The organism is Ensifer sp., assembly GCF_031989085.1.
GTDB lineage: Bacteria > Pseudomonadota > Alphaproteobacteria > Rhizobiales > Rhizobiaceae > Ensifer.
The window spans coordinates 2522395-2539294 of the sequence record NZ_DALZXU010000001.1 but is presented as its reverse complement, the minus strand read 5'-3'; the positions used below and the strand labels follow the sequence as shown (position 1 = coordinate 2539294).

The following is a 16900-nucleotide window of genomic DNA, read 5'->3' as shown; positions in this document are numbered from 1 at the left end:
GGGAAGAAATATGTCAGACTACAGTGATCACGACAAAAAGCAGGACATGCAGGTCCTGCACTCGATGGGCTATGCCCAGGAGCTCGAGCGGCGCATGAGCCAGTTCTCGAACTTCGCGGTCTCGTTCTCGATCATCTGCATTCTCTCCGGCGGCATCAATTCGCTGGCCCAGGCGACGTCGGGTGCGGGTGGGGCCGCAATCGGCATCGGCTGGCCGCTCGGCTGCTTCATCTCGCTCGTCTTTGCCGTCGCCATGGCGCAGATCAGCTCCGCCTATCCGACCGCCGGCGGGCTTTATCACTGGGGCTCGATCCTCGGCAACCGCTTCACCGGCTGGCTGACCGCCTGGTTCAACCTGCTCGGTCTCGTCACCGTTCTCGGTGCCATCAATGTCGGCACCTACTACTTCTTCATGGGCTCGTTCGGCACGCCGTATTTCGGCCTTGCCGATACGACGCTGACCCGGATCGTCTTCCTGGCCGTCATCACCGGCGCGCAGGCGCTGGTCAACCACATGGGCATCGGGCTGACGGCCAAGCTCACCGACTTCTCGGGCTACCTGATCTTCGCGACGTCGATCCTGCTTGCGCTCGTCTGCCTGGTTGCCGCCGACAGCTACGATATCGCGCGCCTCTTCACCTTCTCCAACTATTCCGGTGAAGCCGGCGGCAACGTCTGGCCGACGACCTCGGGCTCCTGGGTCTTCCTGCTCGGCCTGCTTCTGCCGATCTACACAATCACCGGCTACGATGCCTCGGCGCACACTTCGGAAGAGACCGTCAAGGCCGCCGAATCCGTGCCGCGCGGCATGGTCTCGTCGGTGCTGTGGTCGGCGCTGTTCGGCTACATCATGCTTTGCTCCTTCGTGCTGATGCTGCCGAACATGGACGAGGCCGCCAAGCAGGGCTGGAACGTGTTCTTCTGGGCGATGGACGCGCAGGTTCACCCTGTCATCAAGGACGTGCTCTACCTCGCCATCCTCGTCAGCCAGTGGCTGTGCGGCCTGGCGACCGTGACCTCGGTCTCGCGCATGATCTTCGCCTTCTCGCGTGACGGCGGCCTGCCGGCATCCAAGGCTCTGGCCAAGGTCAGCCCGACCTACCGCACGCCGGTTGCGGCGATCTGGACCGGTTCGATCCTCGCCGTGCTGTTCGTGTGGGGCTCGTCGCTGGTCGCGATCGGCGAAACGCCGGTCTACACCATCGTCGTGTCGTGCACGGTCATCTTCCTGTTCTTCTCCTTCGCGATCCCGATCACGCTCGGTCTCTTCGCCTGGGGCACCTCGAAGTGGGACAAGATGGGTCCGTGGAACCTCGGCGAGGGCATGTTCAAGCTCTTCGCGGTGCTGTCGATCATCGCCATGGCGCTGATCTTCATCCTCGGCATCCAGCCGCCGAACGACTGGGCGCTCTACATCACCGTCGGCTTCCTGGTCCTGACCGCGATCATCTGGTTCGGCCTTGAAAGCCGCCGCTTCCGCGGCCCGCCGATCGGCGAAGAAGTCGCCCGTCGCCAGGCCGAAATCGCCGCTGCCGAAAAGGCCGTCGGCCAAGTCTAAGCAACAACAAAATGGGCGGGAGCGCATCTGCAGCTTCCGCCTTTCTTTTTGCGGCCACGGGAACGGCCGCTTGCCGAAACATGGGATGAATTTTGATGAGCTATTCGTTTGAGCAATTGAAAGAGGATGTTGCCGCCGGCCGCATCGATACGGTTCTCGCCTGCCAGGTCGACATGCAGGGCCGGCTGATGGGCAAGCGCTTCCACGCGCAGTATTTCGTCGACAGCGCCTGGCAGGAAACGCATAGCTGCAACTACCTGCTGGCGACCGATATGGAGATGGAGACGGTCTCCGGCTACAAGGCGACGAGCTGGGAGAAGGGCTACGGCGACTATACGATGAAGCCGGACCTTTCGACGCTGCGCCGTATTCCGTGGCTCGAGGGCACCGCGCTTGTGCTCTGCGACATGCTCGACCACCACACCCACGAGGAAGTGCCGCATTCGCCGCGCGCGATCCTGAAGAAACAGGTCGCGCGGCTGGAGGCGATGGGCCTCAAGGCCTTCATGGCGAGCGAACTCGAATTCTTCCTGTTCGACCAGACCTATGACGACGCCCGCCAGTCCGGCTACCGCGACCTGCAGCTCGTCAGCGGCTACAACGAGGATTACCACATCTTCCAGACCACCAAGGAAGAAGACGTGATGCGGGCGATCCGCAACGGCCTGCAGGGCGCCGACATTCCGGTCGAGAATTCCAAGGGTGAAGCGTCGGCCGGCCAGGAAGAGATCAACGTGCGCTACGCCGACGCGCTGACGATGGCCGACCGCCATGCGATCATCAAGAACGGCTGCAAGGAAATCGCCTGGTCGCGCGGCAAGGCGATCACCTTCCTTGCCAAGTGGAACTATCAGGCCGCCGGCTCGTCCTCGCACATCCATCAGTCGCTGTGGAGCGCCGACGGCAAGACGCCGAAATTCTTCGACAAGGACGGCAAGCACGGCATGTCGGAGCAGATGCGGCACTATGTGGCCGGGCTCCTCAGCCACGCCAGCGAGATCACCTATTTCCTCGCGCCCTACATCAACTCCTACAAGCGCTTCATGGCCGGCACGTTTGCGCCGACCAAGGCGGTGTGGAGCAAGGACAACCGCACGGCCGGCTATCGCCTGTGCGGCGAGGATACCAAGGCGATCCGCATCGAGTGCCGCGTCGGCGGCTCCGACCTCAACCCCTATCTCGCTTTCGCGGCTTTGCTCGCGGCCGGCATTTCCGGTATCGAAGGCAAGATGGAACTGGAGGCGCCGTTTGTCGGCGACGCCTATGGCGGCAAGAATGTACGCGAAATCCCGCGCACCCTGCGCGCTGCGACCGAAGCGCTGACCGGCTCGAAGATGCTGCGCGCGGCCTTCGGCGACGACGTCATCGACCACTATGTGCGCGCCGCCGAGTGGGAACAGGAAGAATACGACCGCCGCGTCACCGACTGGGAAGTGGCGCGCGGTTTCGAACGGGCCTGAGGCGGCCTGTTAGTCACGTTTTCAGTGGCCGGTCCAAAGCCAGGGCCGGCCACCCGTCATTCGAAATGGAAGCAGGAAGACGATCATGAGCATGATCAAGTGCATTTCTCCGGTGAACGGAGAGGTTTATGCCGAACGCCCGGCGCTGCCGCTGGACATGGCAAAGCAGGTGGTTGCCCACGCCCGCCAGGCGCAGAAGGCCTGGGCCCGCCGTCCGCTGGACGAGCGCGTCAATCTGGTGCTGGCCGGTGTCACCCGCCTCAACGAGATGGTCGACGAGGTCGTGCCGGAGCTGGCGTGGCAGATGGGCCGGCCGGTGCGCTACGGCGGCGAATTCAAGGGCTTCAACGAGCGTTCGAACTATGTCGCCTCGATTGCCGCCGACGCGCTGAAGCCGATCCTCGTCGAGGACAGCGACCGCTTCGGCCGTCGCATCGAGCGCGAGCCGCATGGTGTCGTCTTCGTCATCGCGCCGTGGAACTACCCTTATATGACCGCGATCAACACGGTCGCGCCGGCGCTGATGGCCGGCAACACCGTCATCATCAAGCATGCGAGCCAGACCATCCTCGTCGGCGAGCGCATGGTGCGCGCCTTCGTCGAGGCGGGCGTTCCGGCCGACGTGTTCCAGAACGTCTTCCTCGACCACGAGACGACGGCGGCGCTGATTGCGGCGAAAAGCTTCGATTTCATCAACTTCACCGGTTCGGTCGAGGGCGGCCGGTCGATCGAGCGCGCGGCGGCCGGCACCTTTACCGGTCTCGGCCTCGAACTCGGCGGCAAGGATCCGGGCTATGTCATGGAGGATGCCGACCTTGACGCTGCGGTCGACACCCTGATGGATGGCGCCACCTTCAACTCCGGCCAGTGCTGCTGCGGCATCGAGCGCATCTATGTGCACGAGACGCTCTATGACGCCTTCGTCGAGAAGTCGGTCGCCTGGGTTTCGAACTACAAGCTCGGCAATCCGCTCGATCCGGACACGACGCTCGGCCCGATGGCGCACAAGCGCTTTGCCGCGACGGTGCGCGAGCAGATCGCCGACGCAATCGCCAAGGGCGCCAAGGCGCTGGTCGATCCGAAACTGTTCCCGCAGGACGACGGCGGCGCCTATCTCGCGCCGCAGGTGCTGGTCGATGTCGACCACTCCATGGCCTTCATGCGCGAGGAAACCTTCGGCCCGGCAGTCGGCATCATGAAGGTGAAGAGCGACAGCCAGGCGATCGAGCTGATGAACGATTGCCAGTACGGCCTGACGGTGTCGCTGTGGACCAAGGATGCGGGCCGCGCCTCGCGCCTTGGCCGCGACCTTGAGACCGGCACCGTGTTCATGAACCGCGCCGACTATCTCGATCCGGCGCTTTGCTGGACCGGCGTCAAGGAAACGGGCCGCGGCGGCTCGCTTTCGGTCATCGGCTTCCAGAACCTTACCCGTCCGAAATCCTACCATCTGAAGAAAGTCACAGCATGACGATCACCGCGAACTGGAGCTATCCGACCGCCATCAAGTTTGGCGCCGGCCGGATCAAGGAGCTTGCCGACCATTGCAAGGCGGCCGGCATGAAGAAGCCGCTTCTGATCACCGACCGTGGCCTGGCGCCGATGGCGATCACGCAGAATGCGCTCGATATCCTCGAGGCCAACGGCCTCGGCCGGGCGATCTTCGCCGATGTCGACCCGAACCCGAACGATGTGAACCTGGCGGCCGGCGTCAAGGCCTTCAAGGATGGCGGCCATGACGGCGTCGTCGCCTTCGGCGGCGGCTCCGGCCTCGACCTCGGCAAGTGCGTGGCCTTCATGGCCGGGCAGACGCGGCCCGTCTGGGACTTCGAGGATGTGGGCGACTGGTGGACGCGTGCGAGCGTCGAGGGCATCGCGCCGATCGTCGCCGTGCCGACGACCGCCGGCACCGGCTCGGAAGTCGGCCGCGCCAGCGTCATCACCAATTCGGCAAGCCATGTGAAGAAAGTGATCTTCCATCCGAAGTTCCTGCCCGCCGTCACCATCTGCGATCCGGAACTGACGGTCGGGATGCCGAAGGTCATCACCGCCGGCACCGGCATGGACGCCTTTGCCCATTGCCTGGAAGCCTATTCCTCGCCGTTCTACCACCCGATGTCGGCCGGCATCGCGCTCGAGGGCATGCGCCTGGTGAAAGAATATCTGCCGCGCGCCTACAAGGACGGCAGCGATATCGAGGCCCGCGCCAACATGATGAGTGCTGCCGCCATGGGGGCCGTGGCCTTCCAGAAGGGTCTTGGCGCCATCCATTCGCTCTCGCACCCTGTCGGCGCGATCTACAACACTCACCATGGCATGACGAATGCCGTGGTGATGCCGCCAGTGCTGCGCTTCAACCGTTCGGCGATCGAGGACAAGATCGTGCGGGCTGCCGCCTACCTCGGCATCTCCGGCGGCTTCGACGGCTTCTACGACTACGTGCTGAAGCTGCGCGAGGAGCTTGGCGTTCCCGACAAGCTTGCCGCACTCGGCGTCGGCACCGACCGCATCGACGAAATGTCGGAAATGGCGATCGTCGACCCGACCGCCGGCGGCAACCCGGTCGAACTGACGCTCGATGCGGCCAAGACGCTGTTCAGGGAGTGCATCTGAGCCCCGGTGGCTTGCCGGATGCCTCTGAGCGTTAATTTTTCTCAAAGCCCGGAAGCCCATGGTTTTCCGGGCTTTTTCGTGTTTCCGCCCGCGCCCCCGCGCGGGCGGGTGTTAATCTTCGCCCGCGAAAATTTCCGTTTCGTTAACCATGTTCTGAAAGGTTCTATTAAGCGGCACTGCTTGTTCGACGCTTCGGTCGGGCAGGGCGCGGGAACAGAGCAGAAAATGAGGAATAAGATGGCGGTCATCACTTTCGCCAATGCAAAGGGCGGCGCGGGCAAGACGACGGCGGCGCTGATCCTGTCGACGGAACTGGCAAGGCAGGGACACCGCGTTGTCGTCCTCGATGCCGATCCGCAGCGTTGGATCACCAGCTGGGCGGAAAACTCCGGCCAGATCGCCAATCTCTCGGTCATCTCCCACATCACGCCGGCCTCTCTCGAATGTCATATCCGGGAGATGAAGGACGAGGCCGACTACATCATCATCGACCTCGCCGGCGCCAAGGACCAGATCGTCGCGCTGGCGCTCGCCCTTTCCGACCAGGTGCTGATACCGGTGCAGGGCTGTGCCATGGATGCGCGCGGCGCCGTGCAGATCCTCGAGCTCATCCGCCAGATCGAGGAAAGAGCCCGCGTGCGCATCAACCATTCCGTCGTGCTTACCCGCGTCAATTCGCTGGTGACGACGCGGGCGTTGCAGACGATCAAGACACTGCTTGCCTCGCGCGGCGTCAGCGTGCTCGATACGCCGATCGTCGAACGCGTCGCCTATCGCGAAATCTTCGACTGCGGCGGAACGCTGCAGTCCATGGACGAAACCCGGGTCAGCAATCTCGACAAGGCACGTGAAAACGCCTTGGCCCTTGCCAGGGAAGTGCAGGCGCTGATGCCTGTAAAAGCCCGCCGTTCCTGGGCTTCGCGCGCCCCGGCCTGGGCGCGGCGCGCGGCCTGAACTGGCTGCACACGCATTCAGGACATTGACTTCAACCGGAATTGACGGACGTCAATTCCGGTTGAAACGCGTTGCGGTTACCCGAAATGGCTGTTTCCCGTAAGGCTTCCTTTACCATGGGCTTATACGAGTGCCGATGGAAAGTGATTGTACCTGAAGGCGGTTCGCCGGGGTGCAGATAGCCGCCATGATTGCGGCAAGGATTGCGGATCCGACCCCATGGTCTCCCGTCCAGCTTCCATGATCCAGCAAGAGCATGCAGGGAAGTCGCGCATGAAAACGGAACACGTCGCTGCCGGCAAGGAAGACATCGCCGGTCGTCTCAATTTCATGGCGCTCGACGATGCCGCCAAGGCTAGCCTGAAGGCCCTGAAGCCGATCCTCGAAAAGGAGCTGGCGCCGGCGCTCGACAAGTTCTACGCCCGGGTCAGGAAGACGCCGGAGACCAACCGCTTCTTCTCGTCGGATGCGCATATCAACCGCGCCAAGGGCGCGCAGGTTGGCCACTGGGCCAATATCGCGGACGCCAATTTCAACGACGAATACGGTGCGAAGGTTCGCACCATCGGCCAGGTGCATGCCCGCATCGGGCTCGAGCCGCGCTGGTACATCGGCGGCTACGCGCTGATCGCCGAGCACCTGATCACCGAGATCGTCAAGGCGCACTGGCCGAAGGGCGGCATGTTCTCGCGCCAGGCAACGTCGGCCGAAGAGATGAGCGCAATGCTGTCGAGCCTCGTCAAGGGCATGTTCCTCGACATGGATCTGTCGATCTCGGTCTATATGGACGCCTCCGACGTGACCAAGCAGCGCGCGGTCCAGGAAGAGGTGCTGGCAACCGAGCGCAAGCTCGTCAGCCAGACCTTCGGCGTGGCGCTGAAGAAGATTTCCGACGGCGATCTGACGGCGCGCATCGCGGCCGATCTTCCGGTCGCCTACGAGGAGCTCGGCGAGAACTTCAACCATGCGATCAGCGAGCTTGCCCGCGCGATCGGCGGCATAGAGGCCGGCGCCAGCCAGATCCATCTGAGCGCCAAGGAGATTGCGGCGGCTGCCGACGACCTCGCCAAGCGCACGGAGCGCCAGGCGGCCAACCTCGAGGAGACGGCTGCCGCCGTCGAGCAGGTGACGCGCACGGTCAAGCAGACGGCCGAAGGCGCCGATCAGGCGAATTCGACCGTGATCGCCGCCCGCGCCAATGCCGAGCAGAGCGGCGAGATCGTTACCCACGCGATCGAGGTGATGCAGGAAATCCAGACGTCGTCGGCGAGCATTGCCCGCATCGTCGACGTCATCGACGAGATCGCCTTCCAGACCAATCTGCTGGCGCTCAACGCCGGCATCGAGGCGGCGCGTGCCGGCGAGGCGGGCAGGGGCTTTGCCGTTGTCGCCTCCGAAGTGCGCGCGCTTGCCCAGCGCTGCGCCGATGCGGCCAAGGACATCCAGGGCCTGATCGCCAAGTCGCGCGGCCAGGTCGATGACGGCGTCAACTCGGTCAACCAGGTTGCCCAGTCGCTGCAGCAGATCGTTTCGCAGGTGGTCGAGGTCAGCTCGGTCTTCGGCAATATCCGCGCCAGCACCGCCGAACAGGCGCAGGGCCTGCAGGCGGTCAACACGGCCATCGGCCAGATGGACCAGATCACCCAGCAGAACGCCGCCATGGTCGAAGAGGCCAATGCCGCAAGCCAGGCGCTGACGGTGGAATCCGAACAGATCGCACTGAAGCTGAAGGCATTCCAGACATCGACCCAGGTCCACGTCGGCACCGCACCCGGCTATCGCCGCGTGGCCTGAGGCAGCACACCGCATTGCGGATCGCCGCATGTCGGCTGTCCGCAATGCGTACATCAGACGTGTTTCGGAGATCCGTCTGGGAGCGCCGAGACCGACTTGCTGTGCGGATCAACGGAAGGCTCAGCGCACAATCAACCTCATTCCTGTGCTTGTCACAGGAATCCAGGCAGCCAAGTCCTTGGCTGAAAGGCTTTTGATCGGACGGACGTCAGATCGCTGGATTCCGGCACAAGGCCGGAATGAGGAAAAAGCTGTGACCATCGCATAAAGGGACAGGGGCGGTACAGGCGTCTCGGCAAGCGGGACTGCCGAGGTCTGGCCGGTGACGTGACCACCTGCGCGCCAGCGAACAGACAGTCCCCGACGGCCTGTACCGTTATCACGAGTTCGCGGCCGTCGGCCTTCTGCGTTTCGAGACAGCTTCATCGAGTTGATTATCGTACTCGCGATCCGGAAAATTAATATCCCACATGAGGCGGCGCAGGTGCCCCGCGTCGATGTCCCGGTATCCCAGTTCTTCCAGTCGAAGCAGAAGCAACATGTGATCGGTCACGACGATCAACCGCGCGTGGCTGCCGACTTGAAGGAGCGCTGGCCGCATCGCTGCGTATGACTTGAAGCCAATGGATGAGGCGATCGCCTCGTCCAGGTGCGATGATTTGATCTGAGGGTAATGATCTCGGAGAGATTTCTTCAGGGTAGCAATGTTGGCAGACGAGAACCTAAGCTGCGGGTTCAGCATATGACGATCCGATGCTCTTGGCCGAAGTCTGCCGATTACGCTTCGACGTTGGTGAACATCATCGTCGGGTGATAGGTCAGCGGCCCTTCAACCCGGCAGCAGGTTTGGAGAGGCTTCCGCAGAGGAAGCTACACGTCGAAAATTCAACATTCAAGACTGGCGCCGGGTGATCTGCGGGCGGCTGTCATTAACCCGTGTCGACACCTTGCGATGCGGATCGCCGCTCGTCGGTCGTCCGTGTTGCGTGCACAAGACCTGCTTCGGAGGGCTGCCGAGAACCGCAATGGCTCAGTGATAGCCACAATCGACCTCATTCCTGTGCTTGTCACAGGAATCCAGGCAGCCAAGTCCTTGGCTGAAAGGCTCTTGATCTGACGGACGTCAGATCGCCGGATTCCCGCACAGGGCCGGAATGAGGAGAAAAGCGGTGATCAGCCCATTGGCGGGCACTGAGGGCTTAGAAACGATGATCGACCAGGTGCTTGGCCTGCGCGCCGGCATGGTAGAAGGCGGACTTGACGGTGCGCAGGCTGTCGGGGGTCACGGGCGTTTCGGCAAGCGGGATTGCCGAGGTCTGGCCGGTGACGTGGCTTGCGAGCGCCTTGCCGAAGACGGTGCCGGGTGCGATGCCGCGGCCGTTGTAGCCGCTGACGGAAAACACGTTCGGCGCCAGCGTGTGCATGGCCGGCAGGTTGTTGGTCGTCATGCCGATGCGGCCGTCCCACCAGTATTCGAAGCGGAAATCGCCGATGTAAGGGAAGAGTTTGCGCACGGAACGGGCGGCGAAGGCGCGGTGCGTGCCTTGCGCCATCGCATCCAGCCGGCCGATCGAGCCGAAGATGAGGCGGTTCTGCTGGTCCATCCGGAACGAGGTCATGACGAGGCCGGTGTCCCAGGTGCCCTGGCGCTCCGGCAGGATGCGGGCTGCGACCTTTTCCGGCAACGGATTGGTGGCGAACTGGAAATAGGGCAGGATCGTCAGTTCCTGGGTGTGCTGCTGCCAGGGCGTCTGCGCAAACATGCCGCCATAGGCGTTGGTGGCGAGGATCACTTGCTTGGCCCTGACGGTGTTTTCGCCCGCCTGCAACAGCCAGGCATCGCCCTGGCGTTCGGCGCCCACAAGCGGCGTGTCGGTGTAGATCTCGGCGCCGCCGGCAAGGGCTGCGCGCGCGAGGCCGCGGGCATAGGCAAGCGGCTGGATCGTGCCGGCGCGGCGATCGAGCAGCGCGCCGGAGAAACCTTGTGCACCCGAGAGTGTTGCCGCCCGCTCGGCCGAGAGGACCTCGACCGGCGCGCCGCGCTTCTTCCACTGGGCTTCGCGGTCGCTGATGTCCTTCAGGCCCTCGGCGCCGACCGCCATGTGCAGTGTGCCGTTGCGCACGGCTTCGCAGGCGATGCCGTGCTTTTCGACCAGCGAATACACCATGGCCGGGCCGTCGCCGAGCTCACAGAGCAGGCGGTTGCCGGCGTCGGCGCCGAGCGTCGCGATCAGGTCATCGGGCTTCACCCACATGCCGGCGTTGACGAGGCCGACATTGCGGCCGGAGCCGCCGAAGCCGATCATCTTCGCCTCGATGACGGTCGCCTTCACGCCCGTTTCTGCGAGGTGAAGGGCGGCCGACAGGCCGGTGAAGCCGCCGCCGATGATGGCGACATCGGTGGTGATGTCGCGGGAAAGTGGCCGCGTCTCCGGCGCTGCCGGCGCGGTCGCATGCCAAAGGTTGGGCAGGGTGCGCTCGGTCGCCATCGCGGACATTCCTTCGGTAAGGGCCTGAAATTTAGAGGTGGCTAAGTGATAGGACCAACGCCTCGAAAATTCTCATGACAATGTTTCATGAGGTCATGCAGGCCGGGTGCGCCTGAAAGGGCTCGTGCGGGCCTGGCAAAAAAAATGACCGCAGCCGCTTCGTGGGCGGCCGCGGTCTGGGTCGTGTCGATGGAGTAGTCGGGTTAAATGTCTTTGCCGGGTCGGTGGTCCGCCGCACCGGCCCTATGGGTTCCGATGAAAATAGCCTGACCGCGGATGTCCTTGGTCAGACAGGGGCATTTTCAATGGAGGCCTGCCGGTGTCACTCCCCCAATTGGGTGAAGGCGCAAACAAAAAGCTGCGATTTCAAGGGATTCGGAGGAATTTCGGGGCGTTGGGGGCCTTGCCGCGATGCCGAAGGGGGCAGCGATTGTCCGTGCAAGAACCTTGGCACGTCGGACAGGGTCGTTCATTCTCGTTGTCCGATACCACGCAAGCCCTTGCTAAGGGTCAAGGCACCTCATTCCTGTGCTTGTCACAGGAATCGAGCGATCCCAAGTCTTTGGGATGAATAGCTTTTCACCTGACGTCCGTCAGGTCTCCGGATTCCAGCCCAAGGCCGGAATGAGGGAAAATGGGCGCAGCGCTCGAGAAGCAAGCGCCTTCAGCGCTTCCAACGGCTGGAGGCCACGATCGGCTCAAGCGCTCGACATGCGCTGCCGTGCAAACGCGGCGCATCAGTCGACGAATTCGACCGTGACGCCGACGCTGACCATCTTGGCAAGCTCGGTCGCGTCCCAGTTGGTCAGGCGCACGCAGCCGTGGCTCTGGGTCTTGCCGATCTTGGAGGGCTCAGGCGTGCCGTGAATGCCGTAGGTTGGCTTCGACAGCGCGATCCAGACGGTTCCGACCGGACCGTTCGGGCCCGGCTGCAACGTCAGGATCTTGTCGTTGTTGCCCTGCTTGAAGTTGATCTTCGGATTGTAGGTGTAGCCGGGATTGAGCGCGATGCGCTCGACATTGACGGTGCCGGACGGCGAGGGCGTGTCGGACGAGCCGATCGTCGCCGGGTAGGCGGCGACGAGCTTGCCGGCTGCGTCGTAGGCCAGAACCTGCTTGCGAGCCTTGTCGGCGACGATGCGCGCGACCTTTTCCTTGCGGTTTTCGCCGGGGTTGATGACCTTGATGATCGTGCCGGGGATGGTGAAGTCGACGCCCGGGTTCAGTTCGCGCAGATAGGCCTCGTCCATGTGGAATTTCTCGCCGAGCATTTCGCTCGTCGCGGTGAACGACATGTGCGGCAGCATCGCCTTGTGGGCGTAATCGTCGGGGATCGAGGCGACATAGGGCCCCGCGGCATCGGCAGCCGTGATCGTGTAGCTGGTGATCGGCAGGCCGCCGTTCATGCGCAGCCGCTCGAGAATGTCCTCGGTGTTGTTCGGATCGAGCGTTTCGCCGGTCGACTGCTGGTAGGCCTCGATGGCTTTGGTGACGTTGGAGCCCATCTTGCCGTCGATGACGCCGGGCGAAAAGCCTTCGCGGTCGAGGAAGACCTGCAATGCGGTGATTTCGGCGCGTGACTTCGACTTGACCGAGATCGCCGGCGGCATGGACTGGCGCGGCGGCTCATCATATTGCGGATCGATCGCCGCCTGTTCACCGCCGTCGATCAGGCCGGGCAGGCTGTTGGGCAGTTCGTTGCGTTCGACCGAAGGCGGCACCACGTCGCGATAGGCCTGGTCGCGGTAGTCTGGAATGGATCCGGTGACGTCGCCCGGCTCGGAATAGCCGTAGCCGCGATCGCGGGTGCGCCGGTTGGAATAATAGTCCGCTTCCTGCTGGCGGCGGTAGGCGCCATAGCCTTCCGACGGCACGACGGTGGCGACCAGATTGCCCCAGTTGTCGACGAGCACGGTGCGGCCGCGACGGTCGCGCATGGTGCGCACTTCGTCGGCTCCCGGCATATAGTCGAGAATTTCGCCGTCCGGCGTCACCAGCATCACGTCGCCATTGCCCCGGCGGTTGCGGCCGTAGCCTTCCTGAGCGAAGGCGGATGCAAGATCCACGGCGAGGAAGCCGGCTGCGGCGAGGAGCGAGAGGCCGGTGCGGGTCGCTGACGTCACGTTAAAACCTGTTCTCATGGTGGTTGATGTGGCGCGGTACATTCGGATTTCGACGTTAATGTGAAAAAAATGAATTCATCATGAATAAGCGGTTAAATTCTATCTAGGCGCAGCGTTAGCAGCTTTCAACCGATGAAAAACAGCCCCCATCGGCTATCATGTCTTTGTGATCGCTGTGATTCCCGTGGGTTGGGCTGGAGTGGTTTGGGCTGGAGGGCCGGTGCATGCGAACAAGATTTGATGCGCCGGAGGACGAGCAGGAGAATCACATTCTCTTCGACCGCTTGTCGGCGCTCGACATTGCCGCTTTCGTCGTCGATGGCGTCGACCTGTCGCCGGGGGCGGCGATCCCGAGCGATGGCGACCCGCGCATAGACCGGGCGCTTCAAGGCTTTCTCTTCACCTGCGGCCCCGATCACATCCGCCACCCCGAGCCGATCGACGGCAGCGAGGCGGGCGCGCGCTATCCCTTGCACGGATCGTTGGCCGGCACGCCGGTCAAGCATACGCACATGTCGGCCGACGCCACGCTTTGCATTGCCACGGTCGAGATCGCTCTGGCCGATGGCGGCCATGCGTTGCTCGAGCGGCGCTGGCAGGTGGATGCAGACCGCCACCAGGTGATGCTCGAAGACCGGCTGACCAACACCGGCGCCCGGGCGTTCCCGCCGATGATGATGTATCACCTCAACATTGCCGGCCGGCTCGCAGGCAACGAGACCCGCATCGTCAGCCCCTCCCTTGCCGAGGGGGCACGCGACTGGCGCTTCGGCGAGGGCGAGAGCGCGCATTTCTGCATTCCGGCACATATGGGAGCGGACGGGTGGTCAGAGGTCTCGCTGTCGCCGCTTGCCGGCGTCGGCGGCAGGCGGCTGACGGTACGCTTCCGCGCCGACACGCTGCCCTTTCTGCAGATGTGGCGCTGCCAGCGCGGGGCCGCTGACGTCATCAGCATCGAGCCGGCTTCGCACCGGCTCGCCAAACGGCCGGAGCTCCATGCCGCCGAGGAACTGACACTGCTCGAGCCCGGCCAGACGCAGACCTATGCGCTTGGCTTCGGCGTCGTCTGAGGCAAGCCTTTGGAATTGACGCCGGCAGACGGCGCGCCTACATCAAGGGCCTCAGATTTTTTGCAGGGGTTAAGCTGCCATGGACATCCGCCCGATCAACGATGAATACTCGGTTTCCGGCCAGATCACGGTCGAGGACCTCGACCAGATCAAGGCGCTCGGCTTCAAGTCCATCGTCTGCCACCGCCCCGATTTCGAGGCGCCGGACCAGCCGACTTTTGATTCCATCGCAGCGCGCGCGCAGGAACTGGGCATCGAGACCATGCATATCCCTGTCGGCCCGATGGGCGTGACGGCGGACGCGGTTCAAAAGATGGTCGACGCGCTCGACGAGTTCCAGCGCCCGATGCTCGGCTATTGCCGCTCCGGCGCCCGATCGACGGCGGTCTTTCAGCAGACACAGCATATTCGCGGCTGAGCCGGCCCTTCGCGACAGCTGGGTGCGCAACGCGCGCCCTCGGCGTGCGTTGCGTCATTCGCAGTGCAGCTGATGCCGGCTCAACCGTGGTGCAAACACGCCAATGACGGAGGAGACGGCATGAGCGGAATACACCTGATCGAGCGCGAGCAGTGGGCGGAAGAGCCCGATGTCTGGCAGGGCGAATTCCAGGGCGGCGCCTATGGCGCCGACGTCTCGGTGATGTTCTTCACCACCGACAGGATCGGCGGTGGGCCAAAGCTGCACCGCCATCCCTATGCCGAAACCTTCATCATCCGCACCGGCCGGGCGCTCTTTACCGTCGGCGATCGCAAGATCGAGGCTGAAGCCGGGCAGATCGTCGTTGCGCCGGCCAACGTGCCGCACAAGTTCGAGAACCTGGGACCTGGACGCCTGGAGACCACCGACCTGCACGTGGCCGGCGCATTTGCCACCGAGTGGCTGGAGGACGCGTAAGCCGACGGTTCGCGGTTTCTCGGTCAGCTAGGCTAAACGGGGCGATATCCGCGCCGCCGACGCGGCGCTGATGGATTCCTGTGACAGGCACAGGAATGAGGTAAGGACGCGGACAGCAACCCCTCATTGATCGCGGCTGCATGCGGAACAGTCCGCTTGTTCACCAATCATATCTCCGACGCCCTCATTCCTGTGCCTGTCACAGGAATCCAGTCACGGCGCGTCGGCGCCGTGATCGAATCGTCCAAGCGTAAAAGCCCGCTCAGCCCGCCCTGATTTCGCTCAGCGTGCGCGTCGGGGTGATCGCTTCCGGGTCGAGCTTGATCTCGATGATCGCCGGCTTGCCGCTGGCGCGGGCGCGCAGGAACGCATCGGCGAAATCTTCGGTCCTTTCCACGGTCTCGCCGTGGCCGCCATAGGCGCGGGCAAGAGCGGCAAAGTCAGGATTGGTCAGGTCCGTGGCGCTGACGCGGCCGGGGTAGTCTCGCTCCTGGTGCATGCGGATCGTGCCGTAGATGCCGTTGTTGACGACGACGGTGATGATCGGCAGGCGGTAGCGCACCGCGGTCGCAAACTCCTGGCCATGCATCAGGAAGCAGCCGTCGCCGGCAAAGCAGATGACTTCGCGCTCCGGGTGCAGGTGCTTGGCCGCAACGGCGGCCGGCAGGCCGTAGCCCATGGATCCCGATGCGGGCGCCGCCTGCGTCGCATATCGGCGGAAGCGGTGGAAGCGGTGGACCCAGGTGGCATAGTTGCCGGCGCCGTTGGTGAAGATGGTGTCCTCAGGCGTATTGGCTTCGATCCAGTTCATGATCGGACCCATCTGCACGGCGCCGGGGCCTGTCTGCGGCGGTGTCGACCACTTGAGATAGGCTTCGTGCATCGCCCGTGTGCGCGCCGACCACACCGGCTCGGCCGCAGGTCGAAGCCCTTCGAGCGCTTCGACGAAATCGCGCGGACTTGCGGCGATCGGCAATTCCGGACGGTAGACGCGGCCGAGCTCGGCGGCATCCGGGTGCACATGCACCAGCGTCTGGCGCGGGTAGGGACTATCCATCAGGGTATAGCCGGACGAAGGCATTTCGGAGAAACGCCCACCGATCAGAAGCACCAGATCGGCTTCCTTGATCTCCTTGGCCAGCGCGGGGTTGATGCCGATGCCGACGTCGCCGGCATAATTGGCATGCAGGTGATCAAACAGCATCTGGCGGCGGAAGGAGCAGCCGACCGGCAGGCTGAAGCGTTCGGCGAAACGCTGGAATCCGGCGACGCTGTCGGCCGTCCAGCGGGTGCCGCCGAGGATGGCGATCGGGCGCTTTGCGTCCGCAAGCAGCGCGCCGAGCTTTTTAAGCTGGGAGGGGCCGGGATGGCCTTCGACCGGCTGGTAGGGCTTTGCCGCCGGCGCATCGGCGCTGCGCGTCAGCATGTCTTCAGGCAGCGTCAGCACGACAGGGCCCGGCCGGCCCGACGTTGCAACGGCAAAGGCACGGGTGACGAATTCCGGGATGCGGGCGGGATCGTCGATCTCGCCAACCCATTTGGCGACTTCGGTGAAGGCGCGGCGGTATTCGATCTCCTGGAAGGCTTCGCGCTCGCGCGCATCGCTCTGCACCTGGCCGATGAAGAGGATCATCGGGATCGAATCCTGCCTTGCGACATGAAGGCCTGCCGATGCGTTGGTGGCGCCGGGGCCGCGCGTGACCATGCAGATGCCCGGTTCGCCCGAAAGGCGGCCCCAGGCATCGGCCATCATCGCAGCGCCCCCCTCCTGGCGGCAGACGACGACGTCGATGTCGGTGTCATAGAGCGCATCCAGCACCGCCAGATAGCTTTCCCCCGGTACGCAGGCGATGCGCTTGACGCCGTTGGCGACGAGTGCGTCGACGACCAGCTGACCTCCAGTTTTCATGTTCTTCCTCCCGATAGTCTTTCTTTTGTTTTCAG

The 16900-nt window shown here is 63.6% G+C and carries 13 protein-coding genes; 9 read left to right on the top strand and 4 right to left on the bottom strand.

Annotation, left to right across the window (positions count from 1 at the left end):
• Window positions 1–10 precede the first annotated feature (10 nt).
• The 6 genes from RTP54_RS12395 to RTP54_RS12370 all read left to right on the top strand — a co-directional run bounded on the left by RTP54_RS12395 (window position 11) and on the right by RTP54_RS12370 (window position 8379).
• Window positions 11–1558, top strand: coding sequence for an amino acid permease (locus RTP54_RS12395; protein WP_112816114.1), 1548 nt, complete (start codon window positions 11–13; stop codon window positions 1556–1558).
• Between the two features lie 95 nt (window positions 1559–1653).
• Window positions 1654–3018, top strand: a complete 1365-nt coding sequence (locus RTP54_RS12390) for a glutamine synthetase family protein (protein ID WP_112810313.1) — start codon at window positions 1654–1656, stop codon at window positions 3016–3018.
• An 85-nt stretch (window positions 3019–3103) separates the two neighbouring features.
• Window positions 3104–4489 carry an aldehyde dehydrogenase family protein gene (locus RTP54_RS12385; RefSeq protein WP_312362938.1) on the top strand — a complete coding sequence of 462 codons (1386 nt, stop codon included), beginning with the start codon at window positions 3104–3106 and terminating at the stop codon, window positions 4487–4489.
• Complete coding sequence (locus RTP54_RS12380) at window positions 4486–5631, top strand: iron-containing alcohol dehydrogenase (protein ID WP_312362937.1); 1146 nt, start codon at window positions 4486–4488, stop codon at window positions 5629–5631. Before RTP54_RS12385 ends, RTP54_RS12380 begins: the two co-directional genes overlap by 4 nt.
• Window positions 5632–5868: 237 nt before the next feature.
• On the top strand, window positions 5869–6585 hold the full coding sequence (locus RTP54_RS12375; RefSeq protein WP_112810310.1) for a ParA family protein: 717 nt from the start codon (window positions 5869–5871) through the stop codon (window positions 6583–6585).
• 273 nt (window positions 6586–6858) lie between these two features.
• A complete protein-coding gene (locus tag RTP54_RS12370; protein WP_312362934.1) occupies window positions 6859–8379 on the top strand; it encodes a methyl-accepting chemotaxis protein in 1521 nt (506 codons plus the stop codon).
• Window positions 8380–8758: 379 nt separating this feature from the next.
• Here RTP54_RS12370 and RTP54_RS12365 read toward each other — a convergent pair whose 3' ends face one another.
• The 3 genes from RTP54_RS12365 to RTP54_RS12355 form a co-directional block, all read right to left on the bottom strand.
• The gene (locus RTP54_RS12365; RefSeq protein WP_112816119.1) at window positions 8759–9121 is read right to left on the bottom strand and encodes a hypothetical protein; all 363 of its coding nucleotides are present in this window, start codon (window positions 9119–9121) and stop codon (window positions 8759–8761) included.
• A gap of 457 nt (window positions 9122–9578) precedes the next feature.
• Window positions 9579–10868, bottom strand: coding sequence for an FAD-binding oxidoreductase (locus RTP54_RS12360; RefSeq protein ID WP_312362931.1), 1290 nt, complete (start codon window positions 10866–10868; stop codon window positions 9579–9581).
• 737 nt (window positions 10869–11605) lie between these two features.
• Complete coding sequence (locus RTP54_RS12355) at window positions 11606–13033, bottom strand: L,D-transpeptidase (protein WP_112810306.1); 1428 nt, start codon at window positions 13031–13033, stop codon at window positions 11606–11608.
• A gap of 182 nt (window positions 13034–13215) precedes the next feature.
• Between RTP54_RS12355 and RTP54_RS12350 the strand changes: the two genes are divergently transcribed.
• From RTP54_RS12350 to RTP54_RS12340, 3 genes are all read left to right on the top strand, one after another.
• Window positions 13216–14061: a DUF4432 family protein gene (locus tag RTP54_RS12350; RefSeq protein ID WP_312362928.1), complete on the top strand. Its 846-nt coding sequence runs from the start codon at window positions 13216–13218 to the stop codon at window positions 14059–14061.
• Between the two features lie 79 nt (window positions 14062–14140).
• On the top strand, window positions 14141–14479 hold the full coding sequence (locus RTP54_RS12345; RefSeq protein WP_025427758.1) for a TIGR01244 family sulfur transferase: 339 nt from the start codon (window positions 14141–14143) through the stop codon (window positions 14477–14479).
• Between the two features lie 120 nt (window positions 14480–14599).
• Window positions 14600–14956 (top strand): cupin domain-containing protein, encoded by a 357-nt coding sequence (locus RTP54_RS12340; protein ID WP_112810304.1) that lies wholly within the window; start codon window positions 14600–14602, stop codon window positions 14954–14956.
• Window positions 14957–15218: 262 nt separating this feature from the next.
• Here RTP54_RS12340 and RTP54_RS12335 read toward each other — a convergent pair whose 3' ends face one another.
• On the bottom strand, window positions 15219–16865 hold the full coding sequence (locus tag RTP54_RS12335; protein WP_312362925.1) for a thiamine pyrophosphate-binding protein: 1647 nt from the start codon (window positions 16863–16865) through the stop codon (window positions 15219–15221).
• Between the last annotated feature and the right edge of the window lie 35 nt (window positions 16866–16900).

What these genes read in the sequence shown, in the direction of transcription:
- RTP54_RS12380 (WP_312362937.1), top strand. Translation starts at nt 4,486, where the DNA reads ATGACGATCACCGCGAACTGGAGCTATCCGACCGCCATCAAGTTTGGC.
- RTP54_RS12390 (WP_112810313.1), top strand. Translation starts at nt 1,654, where the DNA reads ATGAGCTATTCGTTTGAGCAATTGAAAGAGGATGTTGCCGCCGGCCGC.
- RTP54_RS12395 (WP_112816114.1), top strand. Translation starts at nt 11, where the DNA reads ATGTCAGACTACAGTGATCACGACAAAAAGCAGGACATGCAGGTCCTG.
- RTP54_RS12335 (WP_312362925.1), bottom strand. Translation starts at nt 16,865, where the DNA reads ATGAAAACTGGAGGTCAGCTGGTCGTCGACGCACTCGTCGCCAACGGC.
- RTP54_RS12370 (WP_312362934.1), top strand. Translation starts at nt 6,859, where the DNA reads ATGAAAACGGAACACGTCGCTGCCGGCAAGGAAGACATCGCCGGTCGT.
- RTP54_RS12375 (WP_112810310.1), top strand. Translation starts at nt 5,869, where the DNA reads ATGGCGGTCATCACTTTCGCCAATGCAAAGGGCGGCGCGGGCAAGACG.
- RTP54_RS12340 (WP_112810304.1), top strand. Translation starts at nt 14,600, where the DNA reads ATGAGCGGAATACACCTGATCGAGCGCGAGCAGTGGGCGGAAGAGCCC.
- RTP54_RS12365 (WP_112816119.1), bottom strand. Translation starts at nt 9,121, where the DNA reads ATGCTGAACCCGCAGCTTAGGTTCTCGTCTGCCAACATTGCTACCCTG.
- RTP54_RS12345 (WP_025427758.1), top strand. Translation starts at nt 14,141, where the DNA reads ATGGACATCCGCCCGATCAACGATGAATACTCGGTTTCCGGCCAGATC.
- RTP54_RS12360 (WP_312362931.1), bottom strand. Translation starts at nt 10,868, where the DNA reads ATGGCGACCGAGCGCACCCTGCCCAACCTTTGGCATGCGACCGCGCCG.
- RTP54_RS12350 (WP_312362928.1), top strand. Translation starts at nt 13,216, where the DNA reads ATGCGAACAAGATTTGATGCGCCGGAGGACGAGCAGGAGAATCACATT.
- RTP54_RS12355 (WP_112810306.1), bottom strand. Translation starts at nt 13,033, where the DNA reads ATGTACCGCGCCACATCAACCACCATGAGAACAGGTTTTAACGTGACG.
- RTP54_RS12385 (WP_312362938.1), top strand. Translation starts at nt 3,104, where the DNA reads ATGAGCATGATCAAGTGCATTTCTCCGGTGAACGGAGAGGTTTATGCC.